This is a genomic window from Burkholderia sp. GW821-FHT14F03, from assembly GCF_058803765.1.
This window is the reverse complement of sequence record NZ_JBXAPG010000002.1, coordinates 70,326-91,408: the sequence shown is the minus strand read 5'-3', so window position 1 is coordinate 91,408 and position 21,083 is coordinate 70,326. Positions and strand designations below refer to the sequence as shown.

20 protein-coding genes are annotated in these 21,083 nt (G+C 65.5%); 11 read left to right on the top strand and 9 right to left on the bottom strand.

Annotated elements, in window-relative coordinates:
* Positions 1-127 precede the first annotated feature (127 nt).
* The 6 genes from AC1RQF_RS01910 (at position 128) to AC1RQF_RS01885 (ending at position 6,456) form a co-directional block, all read left to right on the top strand.
* Positions 128-1,447 carry an MFS transporter gene (locus tag AC1RQF_RS01910; RefSeq protein ID WP_273997358.1) on the top strand — a complete coding sequence of 440 codons (1,320 nt, stop codon included), beginning with the start codon at positions 128-130 and terminating at the stop codon, positions 1,445-1,447.
* A 37-nt stretch (positions 1,448-1,484) separates the two neighbouring features.
* A complete protein-coding gene (locus AC1RQF_RS01905; protein ID WP_492871178.1) occupies positions 1,485-2,717 on the top strand; it encodes a CaiB/BaiF CoA transferase family protein in 1,233 nt (410 codons plus the stop codon).
* On the top strand, positions 2,714-3,511 hold the full coding sequence (gene scpB, locus AC1RQF_RS01900; RefSeq protein ID WP_273997356.1) for a methylmalonyl-CoA decarboxylase: 798 nt from the start codon (positions 2,714-2,716) through the stop codon (positions 3,509-3,511). The genes AC1RQF_RS01905 and scpB overlap by 4 nt, the downstream gene beginning before the upstream one ends.
* A 333-nt stretch (positions 3,512-3,844) precedes the next feature.
* Positions 3,845-5,257, top strand: a complete 1,413-nt coding sequence (locus AC1RQF_RS01895) for a cytochrome ubiquinol oxidase subunit I (RefSeq protein ID WP_492871177.1) — start codon at positions 3,845-3,847, stop codon at positions 5,255-5,257.
* Between the two features lie 34 nt (positions 5,258-5,291).
* Positions 5,292-6,299 carry a cytochrome d ubiquinol oxidase subunit II gene (cydB, locus tag AC1RQF_RS01890; RefSeq protein WP_492871176.1) on the top strand — a complete coding sequence of 336 codons (1,008 nt, stop codon included), beginning with the start codon at positions 5,292-5,294 and terminating at the stop codon, positions 6,297-6,299.
* Positions 6,271-6,456: a hypothetical protein gene (locus AC1RQF_RS01885; RefSeq protein WP_273997352.1), complete on the top strand. Its 186-nt coding sequence runs from the start codon at positions 6,271-6,273 to the stop codon at positions 6,454-6,456. The genes cydB and AC1RQF_RS01885 overlap by 29 nt, the downstream gene beginning before the upstream one ends.
* 91 nt (positions 6,457-6,547) lie before the next feature.
* Here AC1RQF_RS01885 and AC1RQF_RS01880 read toward each other — a convergent pair whose 3' ends face one another.
* The 3 genes from AC1RQF_RS01880 to AC1RQF_RS01870 all read right to left on the bottom strand — a co-directional run bounded on the left by AC1RQF_RS01880 (position 6,548) and on the right by AC1RQF_RS01870 (position 8,302).
* Positions 6,548-6,766 (bottom strand): hypothetical protein, encoded by a 219-nt coding sequence (locus AC1RQF_RS01880; protein WP_492871175.1) that lies wholly within the window; start codon positions 6,764-6,766, stop codon positions 6,548-6,550.
* A gap of 166 nt (positions 6,767-6,932) precedes the next feature.
* Positions 6,933-7,127, bottom strand: coding sequence for a YqaE/Pmp3 family membrane protein (locus AC1RQF_RS01875; RefSeq protein ID WP_273997350.1), 195 nt, complete (start codon positions 7,125-7,127; stop codon positions 6,933-6,935).
* 98 nt (positions 7,128-7,225) lie between these two features.
* Entirely contained in the window at positions 7,226-8,302 is a 1,077-nt protein-coding gene (locus tag AC1RQF_RS01870) for a squalene/phytoene synthase family protein (protein ID WP_492871174.1), read from the bottom strand.
* 137 nt (positions 8,303-8,439) lie between these two features.
* Here AC1RQF_RS01870 and AC1RQF_RS01865 point away from each other — a divergent pair, with 137 nt between their 5' ends.
* Positions 8,440-8,724 (top strand): hypothetical protein, encoded by a 285-nt coding sequence (locus AC1RQF_RS01865; RefSeq protein ID WP_252982840.1) that lies wholly within the window; start codon positions 8,440-8,442, stop codon positions 8,722-8,724.
* A 357-nt stretch (positions 8,725-9,081) separates the two neighbouring features.
* On the opposite strand, the gene AC1RQF_RS01860 is transcribed toward AC1RQF_RS01865, so the two are convergent.
* Complete coding sequence (locus AC1RQF_RS01860) at positions 9,082-9,618, bottom strand: carboxymuconolactone decarboxylase family protein (RefSeq protein WP_273997347.1); 537 nt, start codon at positions 9,616-9,618, stop codon at positions 9,082-9,084.
* Positions 9,619-9,749: 131 nt separating this feature from the next.
* Between AC1RQF_RS01860 and AC1RQF_RS01855 the strand changes: the two genes are divergently transcribed.
* On the top strand, positions 9,750-10,709 hold the full coding sequence (locus AC1RQF_RS01855; protein WP_273997346.1) for a cupin domain-containing protein: 960 nt from the start codon (positions 9,750-9,752) through the stop codon (positions 10,707-10,709).
* A gap of 47 nt (positions 10,710-10,756) precedes the next feature.
* Here the strand turns inward: AC1RQF_RS01855 and AC1RQF_RS01850 are convergent, their stop codons facing one another.
* Positions 10,757-10,957: an aldehyde dehydrogenase family protein gene (locus tag AC1RQF_RS01850; protein WP_492871173.1), complete on the bottom strand. Its 201-nt coding sequence runs from the start codon at positions 10,955-10,957 to the stop codon at positions 10,757-10,759.
* A gap of 161 nt (positions 10,958-11,118) precedes the next feature.
* Here AC1RQF_RS01850 and AC1RQF_RS01845 point away from each other — a divergent pair, with 161 nt between their 5' ends.
* The 3 genes from AC1RQF_RS01845 to AC1RQF_RS01835 all read left to right on the top strand — a co-directional run bounded on the left by AC1RQF_RS01845 (position 11,119) and on the right by AC1RQF_RS01835 (position 13,248).
* Positions 11,119-12,195, top strand: coding sequence for an MDR family NADP-dependent oxidoreductase (locus AC1RQF_RS01845; RefSeq protein ID WP_273997345.1), 1,077 nt, complete (start codon positions 11,119-11,121; stop codon positions 12,193-12,195).
* 55 nt (positions 12,196-12,250) lie between these two features.
* Positions 12,251-12,910, top strand: coding sequence for a flavodoxin family protein (locus AC1RQF_RS01840; protein WP_492871172.1), 660 nt, complete (start codon positions 12,251-12,253; stop codon positions 12,908-12,910).
* Positions 12,911-13,029: 119 nt separating this feature from the next.
* On the top strand, positions 13,030-13,248 hold the full coding sequence (locus tag AC1RQF_RS01835; RefSeq protein WP_252982836.1) for a hypothetical protein: 219 nt from the start codon (positions 13,030-13,032) through the stop codon (positions 13,246-13,248).
* A 116-nt stretch (positions 13,249-13,364) separates the two neighbouring features.
* Here the strand turns inward: AC1RQF_RS01835 and AC1RQF_RS01830 are convergent, their stop codons facing one another.
* From AC1RQF_RS01830 to AC1RQF_RS01815, 4 genes are read right to left on the bottom strand one after another with little or no spacing between them, the layout of a single operon-like run.
* The gene (locus AC1RQF_RS01830; RefSeq protein ID WP_492871171.1) at positions 13,365-13,625 is read right to left on the bottom strand and encodes a PAAR domain-containing protein; all 261 of its coding nucleotides are present in this window, start codon (positions 13,623-13,625) and stop codon (positions 13,365-13,367) included.
* Between the two features lie 17 nt (positions 13,626-13,642).
* Positions 13,643-15,328 carry a type VI lipase adapter Tla3 domain-containing protein gene (locus AC1RQF_RS01825; protein WP_492871170.1) on the bottom strand — a complete coding sequence of 562 codons (1,686 nt, stop codon included), beginning with the start codon at positions 15,326-15,328 and terminating at the stop codon, positions 13,643-13,645.
* Complete coding sequence (locus AC1RQF_RS01820; RefSeq protein WP_492871169.1) at positions 15,325-17,673, bottom strand: T6SS effector phospholipase Tle3 domain-containing protein; 2,349 nt, start codon at positions 17,671-17,673, stop codon at positions 15,325-15,327. The genes AC1RQF_RS01825 and AC1RQF_RS01820 overlap by 4 nt, the downstream gene beginning before the upstream one ends.
* Positions 17,674-17,692: 19 nt before the next feature.
* Positions 17,693-20,461, bottom strand: a complete 2,769-nt coding sequence (locus AC1RQF_RS01815; protein ID WP_492871168.1) for a type VI secretion system Vgr family protein — start codon at positions 20,459-20,461, stop codon at positions 17,693-17,695.
* Positions 20,462-21,083 lie beyond the last annotated feature (622 nt).

The following is a 21,083-nucleotide window of genomic DNA, read 5'->3' as shown; positions in this document are numbered from 1 at the left end:
GATCTCCCCGATGCGCACGCCATAAGAATTTCCGATGGCGTTAGACGAATAACATATTTTTCCACGATGCCTGGCGTTCTTATACTGACCTCACAAAAAACCGGCGCAGGCCGGCAAGGAGACAAGGATGGTCAAGGCGATCGCCGCATCGGCACACGATGCGAAACCGGGGCGCACGCCCCTCACGCGTGAACAGATCAAGGGATTCTGGGCGGTCTACGCGGGCTGGGTGCTCGACGGCGTGGACTCGGTGATCTATGCGCTCGTGCTGGTGCCGGCGCTCACCGAGCTGCTGCCCGCCTCGGGCATCGCGGCCACGCCCGCCAATCTCGGCCTGTACGGCTCGATCCTGTTCGCGCTGTTCCTGGTCGGCTGGGGCCTGTCGTTCATCTGGGGCCCGCTCGCGGATCGCTTCGGCCGCGTCCGCACGCTCGCCGCGAGCATCCTGATCTACTCGGTGTTCACTGGCGCCGCGGCGTTCACGCACGACGTCTGGATGCTCGCCGCGTGCCGGCTGCTCGCGGGCATCGGCGTCGGCGGCGAATGGGCGCTCGCCGGCACCTACGTCGCGGAAAGCTGGCCGGAGGATCGTCGCAAGATGGGCGCGGGCTATCTGCAAACCGGCTACTACTTCGGTTTCTTCATCGCCGCGTGCCTGAACTACACGGTCGGCGCGGCCTACGGCTGGCGCGCGATGTTCCTGTGCGGGCTCGCGCCCGCGCTGCTCGCGGTGTTCACCGTGCTGCGCGTGCACGAGCCGGGGCAGTGGCGTCGCCGCGCAGCGCGCGAGCCGGCCGCCGCCGCGCCGGCGCGGCAGCCGCTGCGCGAGATCCTCTCGCCTGCGTACCGGCGCCGCACGCTCACGAGCGCCAGCCTCGTCGGCGTCGCGATCGTCGGGCTGTGGGCGGGCTCGGTCTACGAGGCCAGCGCGGTGGTGACGCTCGCGACCCGCGCCGGCATCGATCCCGTGGGCGCGCAGCGCCTCGCGTCGATCGGCGCCGCGCTGCTGTCGATCGCGACCATCGCCGGCTGTCTCGTCGCGCCCTGGCTCGCCGAACGGCTCGGCCGGCGCGGCGCGCTCGGCGTCTACTTCGTCGGCATGGCGCTGTCGATCGCGGTCGCGTTCGGCTGGGTGTACTACCTGCCGAACGGCTTGCCCGCGTTCATGGTGTCGCTGCTGTTCCTCGGCTTCTTCGGCGGCAACTTCGCGATCTTCTCCCTGTGGCTGCCCGAGCAGTACCCGACCCGGATCCGCGCGACCGCGTTCGCCTTCAACGCGTCGATCGGCCGCTTCCTCGGCGCCGGCGTGAACTTCCTGCTCGGCGCCGCGATTCACTGGCAAGGCTCGCTCGGCGTCCCGATCGCCTGGACCGCCGCCGCGTTCCTCGTCGGCCTGCTGATCCTGCCCGCCGCCCACGAGACCCGTCACGACACGCTGCCCGCCTGACCGGCGGCCCGCCCCTCTTTTTCCGCAGGAGCATCGCATGAATGCATTGCAAGGCATCAAGGTCGTCGATCTGAGCCGGGCGCTGTCCGGCCCGTTCTGCTCGATGTCGCTCGCCGATCTCGGCGCCGACGTCATCAAGGTCGAGCCCGGCCCCAGCGGCGACATGAGCCGCAGCTGGGGGCCGTTCGATCGCGGCGTCAGCACCTACTACCTGTCGTGCAACCGGAACAAGCGCGGCATCTGCGTCGACTTCCGGCATCCGGACGGCCTCGCCGCGGTGCGCCGCCTGATCCGCGACGCGGACGTCGTGATCGAGAACTTCCGGCCCGGCACGCTCGACGCGATGGGCCTCGGCTACGACACGCTGAGCGCCGACAATCCGCGCCTCGTGCTCGGCAGCATCACCGCGTTCGGCGCGCACGGTCCGCTGCGCGACTGGCCCGGCTTCGACCAGATCGCCCAGGGCTACACCGGGCTGATGAGCCTGACCGGCTTCGCCGACGGCGAACCGACCCGCACCGGCACCGCGATCGGCGACCTCAGCTCGGGCATGTGGCTCACGACCGCGATCGTCGCCGCGCTGTTCGAGCGCACCCACACCGGACGGGGCCGGCAGGTCGGCACGTCGCTGCTGGAGAGTCTCGTCGGGCTGCTGAGCGTGCACGGACAGCGCTACCTGAGCCTCGGCGAAGTCCCGCGCCGCACCGGCAACGCGCATGCGGTGATCGCGCCGTACGGCGTGTTCGAGACCGCCGACGGCCCGCTGAACCTCGCGCCGATCACGACCGACATGTGGCGGCGACTGTGCGAGGTGCTCGACCTGCGCGGCCTGGTCGACGATCCGCGCTTCGCGACCAACGAGTCGCGCGTCGCGCATCGCGACGCGCTCAAGGCGCTGCTCGAAACCCGGCTGCGCACGCGCGGCAAGCGCGAATGGACCGCGTGCTTCGTCGCGGCGGGCCTGCCCGCAGGGCCGATCCACACGCTCGACGAAGTGTTCGGCGATCCGCAGGTCGCCCACTGCCAGCTGGTCGATACCCTCGATCACCCGACGCTCGGCGCGCTGCGCCAGGTCGTCACGCCCCTCGCGACGCCGGCCGATGATTCGACCGGCGGCCCGGCGCGCAGGCGACGCGCGCCGCCCGAACTGGGCGAGCACACCGTCGAGGTGCTGCGCGAGGCCGGCTTCGACACCGCCGCGATCGACTCGCTGCTGGCCGGGCGCGCGGTGTTCCAGCATGCGCCCGAACTCGCGGGAGCGCTGTCATGAGCGGCGCATCGACCGGCTGGTTCGTCGAGGTCGAGCGCGTCGAGCCGCGCATCGGCCGCATTGGCTTCGGCAATCCGGCGCGCCGCCACGCGCTCGACGCGGCGCTGCTGGACGCGCTCGACGCGCGCCTCGATGCGCTCGCGCGGGACGACGTGACGGTCGTCACGCTCGCGAACGGCAGCGGCGACGACGTGTGGAGCGCGGGCCACGACCTCGGTGAACTCGCGCACGATCGCGATCCGATCGCGTACGGCAAGCCGCTCGAACGCGTGCTGCGGCGGATCCGCGCGTATCCGGGCGTCGTGATCGCGAGCATCTCGGGCTCGGTGTGGGGCGGCGCGGTGGATCTCGCGATGAGCTGCGACCTCGTGCTCGCGGACCCGAGCGCACGCTTCGCGATGACGCCCGTCAACATCGGCCTGCCCTACACGACGAGCGGGCTGCTGCGTTTCTTCCACAACCTGCCGATCCACGTGCTCAAGGAGATGTTCTTCACCGCGCAGCCGCTCGACGCGGAACGGGCCGCGCACCACGGCCTCGTGAACCGCGTGGTCGAGCGCGCGCAGCTCGACGCGACGACGCTCGCCCTCGCGCGCACGATCGCCGACAAGGCGCCGCTCGCGGTGCAGGCGGTGAAGGAGCAACTGCGGGTGCTGGAGGATGCGCGGCCGGTGCCCGTCGACGCGCTCGAACGGATCGCGGAGCTGCGCCGCGCGGCCTGCGCGAGCGACGATTTCACCGAGGGGCTGCGCGCGTTCGCCGAGCGGCGGCCGCCGGTGTTTCGCGGCGGTTGAAGCGCGGCGGCGCACGAGGCGTGCGCGCCCCTGTCACGCGCACGCCCGGCGGCGCGCCGCCGGTTCCCCTGCTGCGGCGCGGTGGATTGCCGCAGGTGCGACAGGACGCCGCGCGGCGCGCGCCTCGGACGATTCCGCCAAATTTGATACCAATCAATGATTTAGATCCGACACACCGGGATCAGCGCTTGACCTCTGCGACGAGTTGGCACATTTCGCGCCGCAACACGCTGCGCGATACTCGCCGCAACCCTGTCGCCCATCCGAGTCGCGCGCGGCGCGGGGTCCGCCGGCAGCCCCGCCGGCGGGTGTCGTCAGCCTCGGTCTACACGTATGGAAACCGCATTCTCGGCCCTAGATCTGGCCCGCCTGCAATTCGCCTTCACCGTCTCGTTCCACATCGTCTTCCCGGCGCTCAGCATCGGCCTCGCGAGCTTCATCGCGGTGCTCGAATACCGCTGGCTCAAGACCCGCAAGCCCTATTACAAAACCCTCTGCCTGTTCTGGTCGAAGATTTTCGCGATCGCGTTCGGCATGGGCGTCGTGTCCGGCGTCGTGATGAGCTACCAGTTCGGCACCAACTGGTCGGGCTTCTCCAGCTTCGCCGGCTCGGTCACGGGCCCGCTGCTGATGTACGAGGTCATGACCGCGTTCTTCCTCGAAGCGGGCTTCCTCGGCATCATGCTGTTCGGCTGGAACCGCGTGAGCCCGCGCGCGCACTTCGGCGCGACGCTGATGGTCGCGATCGGCACGCTGATCTCGACCTTCTGGATCCTCGCCTCGAACAGCTGGATGCAGACGCCGCAGGGCTTCGAGATCGTCGACGGCAAAGTGGTGCCGACCGACTGGTTCCAGATCATCTTCAACCCGTCGTTCCCGTACCGGCTCGCGCACATGGCGATCGCCGCCTTCATCGTCGCCGCGCTGGTGGTGGCCGCCACGGCCGCGTGGCACCTGCTGAAGGGCCGCCGCGACCGCGCGGTGAAGAAGATGTTCTCGATGTCGCTGTGGCTGCTGCTGGTGCTCGCGCCCGTGCAGGCCATGATCGGCGACCAGCACGGCCTCAACACGCTCAAGCACCAGCCCGCCAAGATCGCCGCGATCGAGGGCCTGTGGGAAACCGAACGCGGCGGCACCTCGCTCAACCTGTTCGGGATTCCCGACATGCAGGCGGAAACCACGCGCTACGCGGTGTCGGTCCCGCACCTGGGCAGCCTGATCCTGACTCACAGCTGGGACGGCGAGATCCGCGGCCTCAAGGCATTCCCGCCCGAGGACCGGCCGAACTCGACGGTCGTGTTCTGGAGCTTCCGCATCATGGTCGCGCTCGGCTTCGCGATGATCGGCCTCGCGCTCGCCGCCTGGGCCCTGCGCCGGCGCGGCCGCCTCTATGAAGCGAAGTGGTTCCAGCGCGCCGCGCTCGTGATGGGGCCGACCGGTTTCATCTCGCTGCTCGCGGGCTGGGTGACGACCGAGGTCGGCCGCCAGCCGTGGGTGGTGTACGGCGTGATGCGCACCGCGCACGCGGTGTCGCCGCTGTCGACGCAGCAGGTCGGCCTGTCGCTGCTGACCTTCGTGATCGTGTACTTCCTCGTGTTCGGCACGGGCATCCACTACATGCTGAAACTGATGAAGGCCGGCCCCGCGCTGCCGGGCGACGGGCACGACGACGCGCACGACGCGCGCCCCGACCACACCGGCCGCCGCCCGCTGTCGGCGACGAACCACCTGATCGACGCGGCCTGACGCGGCGACCGCCCAAGCCTACGAGGTAAAACAAATGGATGTCACCGTCATCTGGGCCGCGATCATCGCATTCGGCCTTTTCATGTACGTCGTGCTGGACGGCTTCGATCTCGGCATCGGCATCGTGTTCCCGTTCTTCCCGGACGAGAAGGAACGCGATCTGATGATGAACACCGTCGCGCCCGTGTGGGACGGCAACGAGACCTGGCTCGTGCTGGGCGGCGCGGGCCTGTTCGCCGTGTTCCCGATCGTCTACTCGACCGTGCTCTCGGCGCTCTATCTCCCGCTGATCTTCATGCTGGTGTGCCTGATCTTCCGCGGCGTGTCGTTCGAGATCCGCGCGAAGGCGCGCCGCACCAAGCACCTGTGGGATCTCGCGTTCATCGGCGGCTCGGCCGGCGCGACCTTCTTCCAGGGCATCGCGCTCGGCGCGTTCCTGCAAGGGATTCCGATCAAGGACGGCCAGTTCGCCGGCCACGCGTTCGACTGGCTCACGCCGTTCAGCCTGCTGACGGGCCTGGGCCTCATCGCAACCTATGCGCTGCTCGGCTGCTGCTGGCTGGTGGCGAAGACGGAAAGCGACCTGCAGCGCCGCCTGCACCGCGTGGTGTGGCCGCTGACGGTCGTGCTGCTCGGCTTCATGGCGGTGATCAGCCTGTGGACGCCGCTGCAGGACCCGACGATCGCGCAGCGCTGGTTCGACTCCGGGCTGTTCTGGCGCCTGCTGCCGGTGCCGTTCCTGGTGGCCGGCTGCGCGCTGTGGATGTACCGCGCGGTGCGCGCCCGCCACGACATGACGCCGTTCGTGCTCGCGCTGCTGCTCGTGCTGCTCGGCTACGTCGGGCTGCTCGTGACGCTGTTCCCGTACGCGATTCCGCAGACCATGACGATCTGGGAAGCGGCCGCGCCGCGTTCGAGCCAGACCTTCACGCTGGTGGGCGCCGCCGTGATCCTGCCGATCATCGTCGCCTACACTACGATGGGTTACTGGGTATTTCGAGGCAAGGTACGACATGAAGACCAGCACTACTACCATCACTGAGCATCACGCCGACGGCCGCGCAGGCGGCCCCGCGCGCCGGCTGCCCGGCTGGGTCTGGTTCGTGATCCTGTGGGCGGGCGGCGTGGCAGGCGCCGTGTCGCTCGGCTACGCGTTCAAGATCTTCATGAACCTGACGTTGTTCGCGGCGACGAAGTGAATCCGGCCCGATGAGGCCGGGCTCGGCGACAGCCGCTACGCCTGCTTCCGCACGACACCCGGCTTCAATCCGAGCATGCCGAAGATGCGGCTCATGGTCTGCACGGTGCCGTCGCTGCGCCCCTGTTCGATATCCTGGATCGTCCGCCGGCGAGCTTCGCCATCTCGGCGCTCGTCAGCCGCATCGTGCGCTTCGGATGGCGCACGGATTCCTGCAGCGTCCACTCGGGATGCGCGAGCACGTCCTCGACCGCCTGCCGGCGCAGCGACAGTTGTTCGGGAAGCGGGAGCGCGTTGTAGCGCTTGTCCATCGCGGCGTCCTGCGCGTCAGCGCAGTGCGGCTCGTCGGCCGTCGTTGAATCGTGCACGCCCGCACTCGTCATTTCGGTAGAAATCTATACATTTCATGCAGATCGATGGGCACGATATGTATAGATTTCCTCCGAAATAGACGAAACGACGCATCCGTGCGGGTACTCAAGGCCGGCCGCGCAACGCCGCTTCGATCTTCCGATCCGTCTTGTACTGGCTCAACGCGTACACCGACCAGATCGCGGCCGGCAGCCAGCCGATCACCGTGAGCTGCAACAGCAGACAGATGATGCCGGCGATCGGGCGGCCGATCGTGAAGAACTGCAGCCAGGGCAGCAACAGGGCGAGCAGCAAACGCATGGAAAGATCCTCTCGTGATGCGGCGGGAGCCGGCGCCGGACGGCGTCGGCAAAGGCCCGCCTGCTTCGGGTTATAGCAGACGCGAACTTAAACGCTTCTTAAACGCGCACGCCGGCAGCCCCGGCCGATTCGCCGAGCCGCGCTTCGATATCGCGCGTGAGCCGATCGAGCCAGACCCGCAGCAGGCCGTTCGACAGCGACAGCGGCACCGAATACGCGAGCACCTTGTAGACGTCGTTGCGGCGCACCTTCGACGCCCGCGCCGGATCGAGCCACGCGTCGTTCTCCACCAGCAGCAGCAAGGTCTTGAGGCCGATCAGGATCGGCCACAGGCAGGCGAGGCGCAGCCGCATCGCCTGCGCGGGAATCGCGAACGTGTAGTCGATGCCCGCGCGGAAGTGATCGAGCGTCAGCCGCACCAGGTCGACGAGCAGCGGCCGCGCGCGCCGCGACGCGTCCGGCCCCGACAGATCCTCGAGCGCGAGGCCGTGCCGGCCCAGCAGTTCGACCGGCAGATAGCAGCGGCCGATGCGCAGATCCTTGCCGCAGTCGCGCAGCACGTTCGTCATCTGCAAGGCCTTGCCGAAACGGATGCCGCGCGCCGTCATGGCCGCGGCATCCGCGGTGAGCACGCCCGGCTGATGCGCATAGGTCATCGCGGTCCAGAATTCGCCGACGCAGCCCGCGACCAGATAGGTATAGCGATCCAGTTCGTCCGGCCGGCGCAGCGCGACGATCTGTCCCGAGGTTTCATCGGGGAAGGTGCGCAGGTCGAATTCCATGCCTTCCGTCAACGTGGTCACGATGCCGCGCACCGCCGCGCGGTCGCCGTCGTCGAACTGCGCGAGGATCGCGAGCGCCGGTTCGAGCGATTCGAGCAGGATCTTCTCGTCGGACACCATCTGCTGCCCGGCGACCTCGCCCGCGATCCGGCGCAGCGCGTCCGGATCGGGCGTGCCGTTCACCTGCGCGCGCAGCGACAACAGCAGTTCGAGCCGCTGAGCGGGCGCGATCAGCGAGGTGTCCGCGATCGTGTCGGCGGCGCGCGCGAGCAGGTAGGCGAGCCCGATCGGGTCGCGCATGCCTTCCGGCAGCACGCGCAGCGTCAGGTAGAACGAGCGGGAAACGCCTTTCAGCAGGGGGCCCAGCAGGAAAGCCCGAGGTGGTGTGGCCATGTACGGATCGGTGATGGAAATCGGAAGCTGCCGAATTGTAGCCCGGCGCACCGGATCCCGGCCGCACAAGGCGGGTGTTCGGCGCGCGGCGTGATGCGTACAATCGCACCCATTTTGAACGAACTGAGGTAGCCGCCATGGCCATGAAGAAAACCGATCTCGAGAAGAACAAAGCGCTCAAGCTGACCCAAGCCATGAAGCAGGGCTCGGCCGCCCGCTTCGGCAAGAATGCCGAAGCCGCCCCGATCGACCGTCGCGAGCGCCGCAAGCTCGAACAGGCGCAGGGCCTCGTGCCGTTCGCGTGCAAGCTCAATGTCGAGCTGGTCGCGCGCCTGAACGCGCAGGCGGCCGCGCATCCGGAAGGGATGACGGGCCTGTTGACCGAGATGCTGGAAAGCGGGCTCGCGGCGCAGGCGAAGTAAGCGCGGCGGCGCCCCGGCGGTCGGGGCTTCGTATGCCCCGGGGCCGCCCGGAGCGCCCAGGCGAGACGCGGCGGCGGAATGCGGGCCGCCCCGGTCTTCGCCCCGACGACCGCGTCCGCACCCGCCGGAAACCCGGGCCTGCGCCAACCGCACGGCCCGCCCGGCGGCCTCCCACCCGCGCCGCGATCTCCCAAAGCCAACCGCTCGCCCGGGTACGCCGCAAAGCGCCCCTCCCGCGACGGCCCGCGACACGAGTCGAAGCGCCGATACCTGCCTGACACCGGGCCAACGCCGCCAACCGGCCCCTCCACCGCCCTCGCCGATCCGGCCCCCAGCCCATCGGATCGGGCCCCGCCCTCACGCCACCGCCGGAAAATCCAGATCCGTGTCGTTGACGCGATTCACGAGATTCGTGAACGTGATCCCCGTCACCGTCAGAATCACCTCGATCACCTGCCGTTCGCTGAATCCCGCCGCGCGGAACCGTTCGAGCGCGTCGGCCGGCACCGTGCCGCGCGTCGTGACGAGCGTGCGCACGAACGCCACCAGCGCATCGCGCTTCGCATCGCCCGTCGGCTCGCCGTGGCGGATCTGCTTCATCGCATCCGGCGCGAGGCCGGCGAACTTGCCCGCGAGCGTGTGCGCGGCCACGCAGTAGTCACACCCGGCCGCCTCGCTCACCGCCAGCCGCACCGTCTCGATCTCGGCCTTCGACAGCGTCCCCTTGCCCACCACCGCGTCGACCGCCAGCATCGCCGTCAGCGCGTCCGGATGATGGGTGCCGATCGTCGCGTAGGCATTCGGCACCTTGCCGATCGCCTTGCGGATCGTCGCGAATACCTCGGCGGTCGCGCCGGCGGCGTCGGTGGGCGGGATCGTGGTCAGTCTGGACATGATGTCTCTCCTGGGGAAACGGGTTTCGGAACGCCGCACGTCACGGCATGGAAACCAGTCTAGGTCCATCAAGCGAGTTCTTTAATGCCATAATTTCGCTAATTCATGCTCAATCGTCTCATGCACTCGCCATGGATCTGCTCAGTCGACTACTCACGCTGATGCCCGTCACGGGCCGGCTCGACGCGCGCTGCCACTTCGGCGCGCCGTGGCGGCTCGACCATCCGGCGTCGGGCGCGCGCGAGATTCCCTATCACGTGCTGCTGCGCGGCGAGGCGCAGGTCGACGATGGCCATGCCCCGCCGTTGCGGATGCGGGCGGGCGATATCGTGCTGTTTCCCTCCGGTGTGCCGCACGTGCTGCGCGACGCGGGCGGCGGCGCGGCGCAGGCGTCGCATTCGCGCGACGAGGCCGGGCTCGAGATCGTCACCAACGACGGCGACGGCCCGCCGGCCGACCTGCTGTGCGGCCGCTTCCTGCTGCCCGAGATGCCGCGCCCGCTGTGGCGCGACGACCTCCCCGCGCGGATGCTCGTGCACAGCGACAGCGACGCGGAAGACGCGCCCAGCGCGGCCGAGCGCGAGGCGCGCGTCGCGGACAGCCGCCTCGCGCGCCTGATCGGCCTGATGCGGGAGGAAGCGCTGGAGCGCGGCCCGGGCAGCGCGACGCTGATCGACGCGCTGTCCGGCGCGCTGTTCGCGCTCACTCTGCGCCATGCGAGCGTCGGCCCCGCGCCGCCGGGCGGCCTGCTCGCGCTCGCGCAGCGGCCGCGCCTGCAGCCGGCGCTCGCCGCGATGCTCGACGCGCCCGACCGGCCTTGGACCCTGCCCGACCTCGCCGCGCTCTGTCACATGTCGCGTGCGAGCTTTGCGCGGCACTTCGACGACGCGATCGGCCGCTCCGCGAGCGACGTGCTGGCCGAGATCCGCATGGCGCTCGCGAGCCGGATGCTCGCGCACGATGCGCGGCCGGTCGCGGAGATCGGCGAGGCGGTCGGCTATCAGTCGGAGGCGGCGTTCCAGCGCGCGTTCAAGCGGCTCGTCGGGCTCACGCCCGCGCAATGGCGGGCGCAGGCGCGCCAGCGCGCGTGAAGTCGCCGCGACGCCTGCTTCCCGCGTCTCCCACACCACGCCAGGCGCTACCCGAAATTCATCATCACCGACTTGCTCTCCGTGTACTGATCGATGACGGCACGCTCCGGTTCGCGGCCCAAGCCCGATTGCCTGAAGCCGCCGAACGGCAACACATTGGCCGCCCCGGCGTTGCCGCAGTGCGCCGCTTCGCGCGCGCGGCGCAGGAAGTTGCGGATGCACCGATCCGTTGCGCAGGCCGGCGTCATACGGCAGGAAAGCGAGCCGCGACCTCGCTCCGGCAGTGGCGCTCGCACGCAAATGCCGCTGTATCGGGGCTCGGCGGCCCACTGGAGCGGGAACGGAAAAGCGAGTAGCCACGGCCAGGGATCCACGCAAGAATTTCGACCTACCTCACGGGAAAAATGCGGTGCGCGGCGCCGCTGCCCGCGACGGGTCACAGGAATTCGCCATGGATTTTCAACCCCGTGTTTCACGTTACGTCGAACTCGTCGCCCACCCCGAGGGCACGCTCAAGTCGAGCCATTTCGCGATCGCCGAGGCACCCTTGCCGCCCTTGGCACCTCATCAGGTCCTGGTGCGCAACCGCTGGTTCCGCGTCTCCGTGTCGACGCGCCTGATGGCGAGCCGCGACGCGAAGGAAATCAACGGCATTCCGTTTCCGCCGCTCAAGCCGGGCGATGCGCTGGCCGACGGGGCAATCGGCGAGGTGATCGCCGCTGCACCGGAATCAGGGCTGCGCGTGGGCGAAACGGTGCTTCATCGGCGGGGCTGGCGCGACTATGCCGTTGTCGACGCGGCTCAGTGCACGGTGTTGCGGCGCGACCCCATCGAACCGGCCGCGTACCTCGGCCACGGCTGGACCGCCTACGCGGCGTTGACGCGCGGCATCCAGGTCAAGCCCGGCGACACCGTCTTCGTCTCCAGCGGCGCCGGCGCGATCGGCTCGATGGCGGGGCAGATCGCGCGCCGGCTCGGGGCCGGGCGCGTCATCGGCAGCACGCGCAGCCCGGACAAGGCCGCGTGGATGAAAGAAGCGCTCGGCTATGACACCGTGATCGTCGACGACAACCGCCCCTTCGTCACGCAGCTGGGCGACGTCGCGCCGGACGGCATCGACGTCTTCGTCGACATGGTCGGCGGCGAGCAGCTGAGCGCCGCGGTCACGCTGGCGCGAGAGGGGGCGCGCTTCGTGATTCTGGGGGCGCTCGTGGCAGAGCTGCGCGCCGAACGCTCCAGCTCCATCGCGCCGGTCGAGATCGATACGTTCCGGCTGCCGATCAAGGGCATCACGCTGCGCGGCTATAGCGCCGACGACGACAAACCCGAAGCCTTCGACGAATGGCTGCAGCGCCTCGACGAATGGCGCGACGAGCAGCCCGTTCAACTGACCTGCACGACCTTCAGCGGGCTCGAGCAGGGGCCGGCGGCGCTGCAGGAAGCCTGTGCGGGCAAGCTCAAGGGCGTGGTGATGGTCGAACTGTAGGACCAGGTCAAACGAGATGAATCGGAATCGGGACATCAAGCTTCAGGAGAAGTGCATGACGAATACACGCGTGGCGATTGTCTTTCACAGCCAATATGGTCATACGGCGCGGCAGGCAAGCGCGGTCAAGGACGGCGTCGAACGGGTGGCGGGCGCCAGGGGCGTGCTGCTGCCCTGCGCGGATGCGCCGGCGCGCTGGGACGAACTCGCCCGGGCCGACGCCATCATCTTCGGCGCGCCGACTTATATGGGCGGGGTGTCGGCCGAATTCAAAGTCTTCGAGGAGGCCACCTCCAACGCCGTCATGGCCAAGGGCTTCCTGTGGCAGGACAAGATTGCGGCCGGCTTCACGAATTCCGGCGCGCACGCCGGAGACAAGCTCGCCACGCTCATGCAGCTCGCCTTGTTCGCCGCGCAGCATGGCATGCACTGGATCAATCTCGGCTTGCCGCCTGCGAACAATTCGACCCGGGGTTCGGCGGAGGATCTCAATCGCCTGGGTTTCTGGCTGGGGGCCGCGGCGCAGTCGAATACGGACCAGGGCCCCGAGGCTGCACCGCCCGAAGCGGATCTGGCTACCGCGCGGCATCTTGGCGCGCGTGTAGCGGAAGCGGCGCGGCAATTCGCGCGCGGCCGCGCGGCGTGGTGGGATGGGGAGGCCGCGGATCGCTCGGAGGGACGGGTCGGCGCGACGGTGGGAATCGATCTGGCGTGAGCGTCGGTTCAGGCGGCCCGCAAGGGCCGTTCGACTCGCACGCTCAACTGCTTTTTTTCCAGTTGGCACCCAACTATTGGTATGGGATAACAGGGTTATCCCTAGGATGGAGCCTATTCATGGCCACGCTCGAAGCCTTCCGATCCGTACTCGACGATCCACGCACGCCCGACATGATCCGTCATTACGTCGTCGACGCATTGCAATACGCGCTGCGCAATTATGGTCAGGTGTTCAGCGCGAAAGAGGTCGAGTGGCTGGCCAGCTGGGACGATGCGCGTATTCCCCTGGCCGCGCGCAATGAACTGTCGAAGCGTATCCCCGTCACCTCGCTTTGATCGCTGGGCTTGCGAGTTGAAACGTCTCGAACGGCAAACCGCTCTCGATTCGTCATGTCGCTCGCGCTCAACGCTGTTCGGCGGCGTTGTGCCTTGATCCTGTTGTTGCGCTTCGGCTAGGTCCAACCGGATGTTGGTATGGAAGAAATCAGGACGGCCCCGCATGATGTCTTGTGACCATCGAATGCGACAGCGCGGCCATTGATGCGAACCATTTCGTCGCCTTCGAGAATCTCGCATTCGCCAAGCCCTGCCTGGCAGGCACAACGGTCGCCCATCCGGGCGACCGCCCGTCCCATTACGTTCGAACTGTCGCTGCCGGTCCTGACCCGGCAGCCACGATTGGTCGAGTCGCCGACTCGAATGATGCCGCGCATGATGACCTCGTCTCGATCTATTTGAATGGGTTTGCACCGCTCGTCTTCTGGTCCCATGCGGCCTTGATCTCCGCATCCGGCGGGCTGACCATGATGATGCTCGTCGTCCCGTTCGGGCGACGGTTCACGGTCGCGCTGGCGCCTCCGTTCTGGTAACTGGCGATCAGCCCCAGGCCGATTTGTATAAGCGGGGACGTCACGCCGGTGTTGCCGATGCGCGCGCCGATGTCATAGCCCTCTTCGACATCGTTCAGGTTCGGCGCCGGGCCGCCGATCTGCGCCAGAGCCCGGTTCAATGGAATCATCGAGAGACGATCGCCCGTCGTGTCGTAGAACACGCGCTTCGGCTCCTGGCCGTCCGGCAGGGCCGCGCGCGCCTGTTCCCAGCCGGCTTGCAATGCGGCAGCTTGAGCTGAAGTCTTGAGGGGCTTTCCATGGTCGTCCGTCAGCTTCACGTCGACCGGGCGATGCAGATAACCGAGCAGCGGTGCGCCGTCGAATTTTTTGAGTTGCCAGGTGGTCCACCGCACCGGGAGGTATGGCGTCGGTGTGAAATCGCCGGGCCCTTTGTTGTCGATGGTCTTCCAGAGTTCGGGCAGTTGGGCATGCCACCAGTTCAACGACATGGAACCGAGCGCGGACGGATCATCGACGCCCGCTGCTTTTTCTTGTGCAAGATAATGAGCATTGAAGCTGTCCGGCCCCCGATCGTCGTTCGTGGCCCAGAAGAAATTCCATAACTTGGTGATGTCGTAACCCGTGCTGTTCTTGTTGATCTGTGCAGTTTGATCGACGACGAAAGGGCGAACGAGTTTATCGACTCGATCCGATCGTGCAAACAACATTCCACCGCTGCAATCCGGACGCTCCGGAATGATATGGCCTGCTTGCGGCGCGCCACCGCTTCCCGGAGGTCTGAGAAGGGAACGTAGCATCGACCCGTCCGAACTGAACACCAAAACCTCCGGCACGTCGGGATGCGCATCGAAGAAGGCGAACAATTTCTCGATCATTTCCACGCCATCGTCGGTATTCGCGTCAGCGCCCCAAAGCAACAGCGTCACACCCAGGCTTGCTTTCTGGCGCAAACCTGCGATCTGCTTGGCAGCACGATAGTCGTTTCTTTTATCCTTCGGCGGCCCCCAAATGATGACGGGCACAGGCCAATATTCGACAGCGCGACGGGCGGCAAACTTGAAGCCCGTGCCGGAGACAATGCGGTGGTTGTCGAGCCTGTGTCCGTCGTTGTCCGGATAGTCCTCCGGGTTTTGTGACATGTAGGTCTGGTGGTTATCTTTCTTTGCTTCGATCTCCCTCCAGATTTCGTGGTTAGTCTCCCACCCGGCAACAATGCTCGCACCTCGCACTTCTAAAACGTATTTGCTTCCTGTTTGAGACAGCATCGCAGGCGAACCGTTGAATCCGTGCATCTTTCTTTCGGTTATGTCTCCCGAGTTCGATTCAGCCAAATGACCGGCAGACGCGGACAATCGATGTATCAACGCGGCGCGAAGTCCATATGCAAAGATGATGACCGCAAGCACTACGAGCACGCCATTCCGAATATAGCTTCCCATATGGAACATCTCCTGGCCAGCTTCTTCCCAATATCTGTGCGATCTCGCCATGACCAAGACAATCCATATAAGTGTGGTCAAAACGAAGATCGCGATGTAAGGCCAAGGGCGAGGTTTTGCAATCATTGCCGGTATCCTTGGAGCACTTGCCTGAGCTTCTTGCTCCCATCCACCATTCGAACTTCTTGTGCCTCTCGTTTCTCGTACTCAACTTGTACTCGTCTCGAAGCGAACGCGGCAGTTGAGGTCAACTCACTAGTCACAAGGGGAGGAAATGTGCTCGATACATATTTTTCTGGAAAGATACCGACCGAATAGTAATCGGCACATGCCTGAATAAAATCTTGCGCTCCCTGATTTAATCTTTTGTAGTTCAAATTATTTTTTATTTTGAATAATGCTGAATCATCCATCCTCCAATCAGCCATCAAGATCAACAACTCCCGCCAAACCGGGTCATCAAGCGTCACGGCTTGACCAATAGCCACATCCATCGCCGTCACCCACCGATGATTTCCGGCGCTGCGCAAGATGCCCGAGTGGTAGTTATTCACCTCGTAGGCCCCGCGATCCGTCCTCATTCGCGCGCGCGCTTCGTTGGGCGTCTCTTCCCGCTCGACGCAATAGGCCATCTTCGAACCTGGATTTCCCATCGCCATGAAGGGAACCGGCCTGATCCGCCAATTCTCGGATTGGTCGTCCACCGCTTTGTTGGCATTGAATTCCGCCTTGACCCGTTCCAAGTCTCCGGGCGCACCCATCACGAAACGCTCGACCATCTTCCATTTGAGCTTCGCGTACTGATTGCCCAGGACAATGTTCTTCGTCACATCATCAAGCCCCGTCAAGCCGGCCACATCGGCCTTCCCCGGCCGCGGGCCGCCGCGCACGACCTCTCCCCCGTACAGGTCGGGCACACAGGGCGGCTTGAGTTCCTCTCCGTTGATGAAGCGAATGTCGTCGCGTTCGAAAGATGCATGGAGAAATGCGCTCTTACTCATCTCGAGCGCGGTGCCCGATATCGAACCATCTGTCTCGGGGCCGGGCGCCAATCGTTCAAATCGCTCGCGAACCGATAGGCGAGCAGGCGGCAGCCCTACTTTTACCTTCTCGAATTTTCCGCTGCCGTCCTGATCCCTTTCCATTCGTGTCCACATGCGCTGGAAAAAGCGTTGCCCGGACTTCTGCTGCCCCAACACCGGCATCGCCGGCATGGTCTTCCCCGGATTGGTCTTCAGCGCATCGCCGTCGGCAGGCACGGCATCGGGCACGCCGAACGTACCGATGCCGCGTATCTTCTTCAACCCCACCACGGCGTCTTCCGGACAGAAATACAAGTAAACCTTCCCGCGATTGTCACGTTCGTCGAACGTCACCCAACGTTTTCCACTTTCATCCAGACGTTTGCCTTGGGTCTTCGTCCAACCAGCCCCAGTGCGACCGCCATGCTTCTCGTGGTTGATCATCAGCTCGGCCAGGTCCGGAATCGTATGCGGCTCCTGCGTCACGGCATTGACGATATCGATAAGGGTCTTGAGCTTGGCATGCCCGGTCTGGTTGCACGCTTCCGTCTGATACAGGGAGTACGGCGAGTCGACCATGATGAGACAGTCCACGCAACGCTGCCCCTGTTGCTTGAGGATGGCTTGCGCCAGCAGCGCGATGATCGTGCCTTGGCTATGCCCCATGATCGTGATCGTTTCATTGGCGGGGTTCAACCCGTGAGCTTCGGCAACCGTCTTGGGTTGAATCGTCCGGATCGTCGTGATCAGATTCGCGAGGCGCGTGGCGGCCAGAACGAAATAGCGGCGACTGGGAGAGTCCGCTGCATAAACGGTGTTGCCGCCCAGTGCATGCCGCGTCACGAACCGCGTCTTTCGATCCGCCTTGAATCCTTCGTCATACATCTGCGGGATGTTGTTGGTCGCATTTGCGAAGAAACCCCCAGCCTTCGCGAAGTGCGCATCGAGCCGATTGCCGTGGATATCCTGATACTGCCCGCGCGTCATGAGGTTCCCGTTCTCGTCTACCGTCCTGCTCTTGACCTCGCCCGGATTGTCGATCTTGGCGATGTCGCTGTTATCGGCGCGCATGCCCCAGTAGAAGGGAATGAAAAAGCTCTTCGTGAGATTGGCGATTTCCGTCCGACGATACAGATAGGTATCGGGATCACTCAGGACTTCGGCATCGGCGATATCGACATCGGCTTTGGGCTTCCTGGCAGCCGATAGATACCCAACACCATAGCGCCCCGCCTTCAAATCGGTCCGCGACAGACGATCGTTCACCCCCTGACACAAGCCCTGCTCCACAACCGAACAAGCCGCCCCCGGATCGTTCACGCCGTGTATGAAGATGACGATGCCCGGCAGATCCCCAGGCAGAGGGACATTGCGCGCATCCGGTCGATTAGACATCGTGACGCCGGCCCCCTGAGCCGCGACGCGATAGTCGTCATTCTTTTCCGTCATATATCCCTCCTCCCACCGCTCAAAGCGACGGTTTCAATATCTCGACCTTGGCGATGCGCATCACATCGTCCTTCACCACGCTCGTCAGGCCGCTCGCGTCGCTCTTGCCTTCGAACACGCGGCCGTCGTCCAACGTGATCCGATAGTGCTGATTGGCCGCGAGCGCGGGGGCCTCGGCGGTATGCCCGGGGAAATGCAACCGGAATTGCTGGTCGGTCGGTTGGCTGTTGAACGACGCGCTCGAAACCTGCTGCGTCGATGGCCCATCCCACTCATGCGACGCCGCCTGCAACACAATCCGGGTATTCGTACCGAGCGTGATGCCGTCTCCGATCCTGATATAGCTCCCGTCTTCGGCAACGAGCCGGATCGTCGGCGCGGTCACCAGCACCTCGTTGTCGTTCGTCGTGATCCTGATGCCTTTCTGGGCGCTCGCCGTGAGCGTATCCGCCTGCGCCTGCAACAACACCGGACCTTCGCCTGCGATTGCCTGCACGCCAGCGCCGCGGGCGTACAGTTGCATGCCGTGCCCGGCCGTCGCATTGAAGCGCTGGCCGCTCATCAATTGAACATGCTGCTGCGCCACCTGATCGATGTTTTCACCGGCATAGGTCACGTGGGTTCTCGGTGTCACGTTGACGGAGCCGGCTTGCGCACCGAACGCCAGCAGCGCCTGCGAACCGTCGGCGGCGCTCGCATCGCCCGCCTTCCAGGCCTCGAATGCCGATGCGACGGCGCCTTGCCCCGCCGCATCGGCCGCCCACCCGCCGTGTTGCCCCGCGTAACGACCCAAGGCTTCGAACAACTCGCCGCACTGGCCCAGCAAGCGGATCAGTTCCTCACGATCGAGTTGGCCGCCGCCCGCTTGCGTCCGCGCATAGGTCGTCAGCAGGATCCCCTGTGCGGCGCGCAGCGCGGCCGCCGCGTCCGTGCGCAACTCCGCGCCTTCGCCGCGATCCGCGCCCTGGCCATTGCTGCGCGGTTGCGTGAGGTAGCCGAGATTGAGTTGGGAGAAGCCATGCTCGCTCGCCAGCTGTGCGCTGATCTGATGTGGCGTGTCATCGAGCCGGAGCTGGTTGTATCGCTGACCGTTGATTTCCTTCGTCTTGAGCCCGGACAGGTAACGATTGCCCGGCAGATTGCCGGTATGGCTGAACATGGCCGGCATATTCGCCCCATTCGGCAGGACGCCGATGATGACCAATCGATCCGGATCTCCCGCGATACAACCAAGCAGCACCTCCATGCCGACGCGCGGCAAAAACATCCCGCCGAAGTTCGGCCCGGCCAAGCTGGATGCGACGCGCACCGGGGCGCTGTCGTTCGCGTCGCCCTGGGTGCCCGCGCCTCGGGCATGCGCATGGTCTGCCGGATCGAGGCCTTGTATCTGCACGCGAACGCGGCCGTGCGCGTCGCAAAACACCTCATCGCCTTGCTGCCCGACGATCACGCCGGTCAGCAAGTGCGCCGGCGGCAGATCGACGTGCGGATCGTAAGCAGGGTTGAGCGGGACGCCGCGTCGCACACAGGAAAAAGTATTCCCGTACCGGGTATCCGACCCGTCCGCCAGTTCAGGCGGCAACACGGGCGCGCGATGGTTCAGGTTGCGGCTCGCGGCGAAGAGTGCATAGGCGCGATCGGTCAGCCCTTTGGGCAGGTTGTTCCAGACGTCGTGATGAAGCGACGTGATCACGAACTGCCGTTGATCGACTGGCGGCGCATCCCATTCCGGATCGCCCCCAAGGGTGAACCAACTGCCGACCGCAAGATCGCGCACCCCGCTCGCGCCGTCGTAAATCTCCGCCTCGAATTCATGCGCGAGCATCCGGGCGCGGGTCAGGCGATCGTGATCGCCCCAGGAATCGCCGACGTGCGGAATATCGATGACCGTATCCGTCAACAACCGGGCGAGATCGTTGCCCGCCTCGCCCTGATCCGCGTTCGTCGGCACGTCCGACGCATCCGTCCGGGCTTTCTTGTAGTCCCAGGAAGGCCGATCGGTCTTGCCCGGAATCAGGCGTTGGTGCAGCGCGAACAACGTGATGGTGTCGCGCTCTTCCGCGCCTGCATCGCGCGGATGCAGGCGCACCGTGCCAGCCGACGCCTGCGACAAACGCATCGGGTCGTCGCAGAACACCAGGGTATGCACCGGCGTCTCATCGACAGCGCCGCGTTCGCCCCTCTCCTGACCCGCCTTCACGAATACCGTGATACCTTCGCGCCGCAGCAGGCGACGCACGAAATGCGCATCCGACTCATTGACCTGACGGGTGATTTCCCGAGCGGGATAGCGGCTCTCGTCGAGCCTCGACAGATCGAATTCGCACGTCTGCGTCAACACCAGGCTGTATCGCCGCCATTCGTCCAACATCACCCGCAGGATCTCGATAATGGACTGCGAGCGGAACACGCGTGAATTGATGCGCTTTTCCATCAACGACAGCGCGTCGCTGACGGTCAGCTGGTACACCGTCAGCTCGCCATCCGATGCGCCGATCTGGACGTGGGTGACGATTGCATCGATGGTGTGCAGCCGGCCTCGATCCGTGACGATCCGCACTGAAACAGGCAAGCCCATGAGGCGTTTGGGCGGCAGATCGTGGCGAGCCGACACACAGGTCAAATGTCCGTGAATACCGGTCATCAGCCCTTCGTGCAGATCAGCGTGTTGAAGGGCCAGAAATTGCCCGACCGAGCGTTGCGCCTTCCCGAAATCCAACGCGACGGGCCGATTGTTCCAATCGAGCGCCCCGGACGCAATTGTCCTCACTGTATTGGCTAAGCTCACAAGCGGCCTCTCTCGGATCTCGTGTCGATGAGGCAATTCACCCGTGAGATTCAACTGAGAGGGTTGCTCACCTTGAAGCGTCGCAGCATATCAAGGTGAACTATGAATATATATATTCCATGAAGACGTCGATATCCGATCGAGCCCGCTCACGACGTCGAAAAAATACGATCTCGAACTGCATGCCATGCCTGAGCCGATAAGCATGCGACCAACGTGTCGCGGGTTATATTTTTAATCGTTGTCGGCCATTCTCCGCCCAGCTTGATGCGGACCGTACATACGATCTCGAATCGAACGTACCGGTTCGCCGACGGTTTGAAGCAGCCAGCCGGCAGCATTGCTTTTATGCTTGGCGTGAACCCGCTGCACAACCGCCAAAACCGACGACATAAACGTCAACGATGGTTGCAGTCAGATCGTTGGACCTCCTCGCCCCATTCCCATCACGCGCACGCAGTCAGGATCGGAAATATCTGCGCGCGCCCCGGACGCCGAGGCGATCCCGCGCGTGAAGCCGCTGTTCGGACAGGATTGGTTGGGAGGCACAGCGGCCGGAACCGGGGCGAAGCGACGCCGACGCGGCGACCCTGCGCGCCGCCGCGCCGCGAGCCGTCCCCCC

Coding starts and splice junctions, on each gene's coding strand:
- AC1RQF_RS01880 (WP_492871175.1), bottom strand. CDS start 6,766: ATGGACAAGCGCTACAACGCGCTCCCGCTTCCCGAACAACTGTCGCTG.
- AC1RQF_RS01850 (WP_492871173.1), bottom strand. CDS start 10,957: ATGACGCCGGCCTGCGCAACGGATCGGTGCATCCGCAACTTCCTGCGC.
- scpB (WP_273997356.1), top strand. CDS start 2,714: ATGAGCGGCGCATCGACCGGCTGGTTCGTCGAGGTCGAGCGCGTCGAG.
- AC1RQF_RS01885 (WP_273997352.1), top strand. CDS start 6,271: ATGAAGACCAGCACTACTACCATCACTGAGCATCACGCCGACGGCCGC.
- AC1RQF_RS01875 (WP_273997350.1), bottom strand. CDS start 7,127: ATGCGTTTGCTGCTCGCCCTGTTGCTGCCCTGGCTGCAGTTCTTCACG.
- AC1RQF_RS01905 (WP_492871178.1), top strand. CDS start 1,485: ATGAATGCATTGCAAGGCATCAAGGTCGTCGATCTGAGCCGGGCGCTG.
- cydB (WP_492871176.1), top strand. CDS start 5,292: ATGGATGTCACCGTCATCTGGGCCGCGATCATCGCATTCGGCCTTTTC.
- AC1RQF_RS01820 (WP_492871169.1), bottom strand. CDS start 17,673: ATGACGGAAAAGAATGACGACTATCGCGTCGCGGCTCAGGGGGCCGGC.
- AC1RQF_RS01840 (WP_492871172.1), top strand. CDS start 12,251: ATGACGAATACACGCGTGGCGATTGTCTTTCACAGCCAATATGGTCAT.
- AC1RQF_RS01860 (WP_273997347.1), bottom strand. CDS start 9,618: ATGTCCAGACTGACCACGATCCCGCCCACCGACGCCGCCGGCGCGACC.
- AC1RQF_RS01895 (WP_492871177.1), top strand. CDS start 3,845: ATGGAAACCGCATTCTCGGCCCTAGATCTGGCCCGCCTGCAATTCGCC.
- AC1RQF_RS01910 (WP_273997358.1), top strand. CDS start 128: ATGGTCAAGGCGATCGCCGCATCGGCACACGATGCGAAACCGGGGCGC.
- AC1RQF_RS01835 (WP_252982836.1), top strand. CDS start 13,030: ATGGCCACGCTCGAAGCCTTCCGATCCGTACTCGACGATCCACGCACG.
- AC1RQF_RS01855 (WP_273997346.1), top strand. CDS start 9,750: ATGGATCTGCTCAGTCGACTACTCACGCTGATGCCCGTCACGGGCCGG.
- AC1RQF_RS01870 (WP_492871174.1), bottom strand. CDS start 8,302: ATGGCCACACCACCTCGGGCTTTCCTGCTGGGCCCCCTGCTGAAAGGC.
- AC1RQF_RS01865 (WP_252982840.1), top strand. CDS start 8,440: ATGGCCATGAAGAAAACCGATCTCGAGAAGAACAAAGCGCTCAAGCTG.
- AC1RQF_RS01825 (WP_492871170.1), bottom strand. CDS start 15,328: ATGATTGCAAAACCTCGCCCTTGGCCTTACATCGCGATCTTCGTTTTG.
- AC1RQF_RS01830 (WP_492871171.1), bottom strand. CDS start 13,625: ATGCGCGGCATCATTCGAGTCGGCGACTCGACCAATCGTGGCTGCCGG.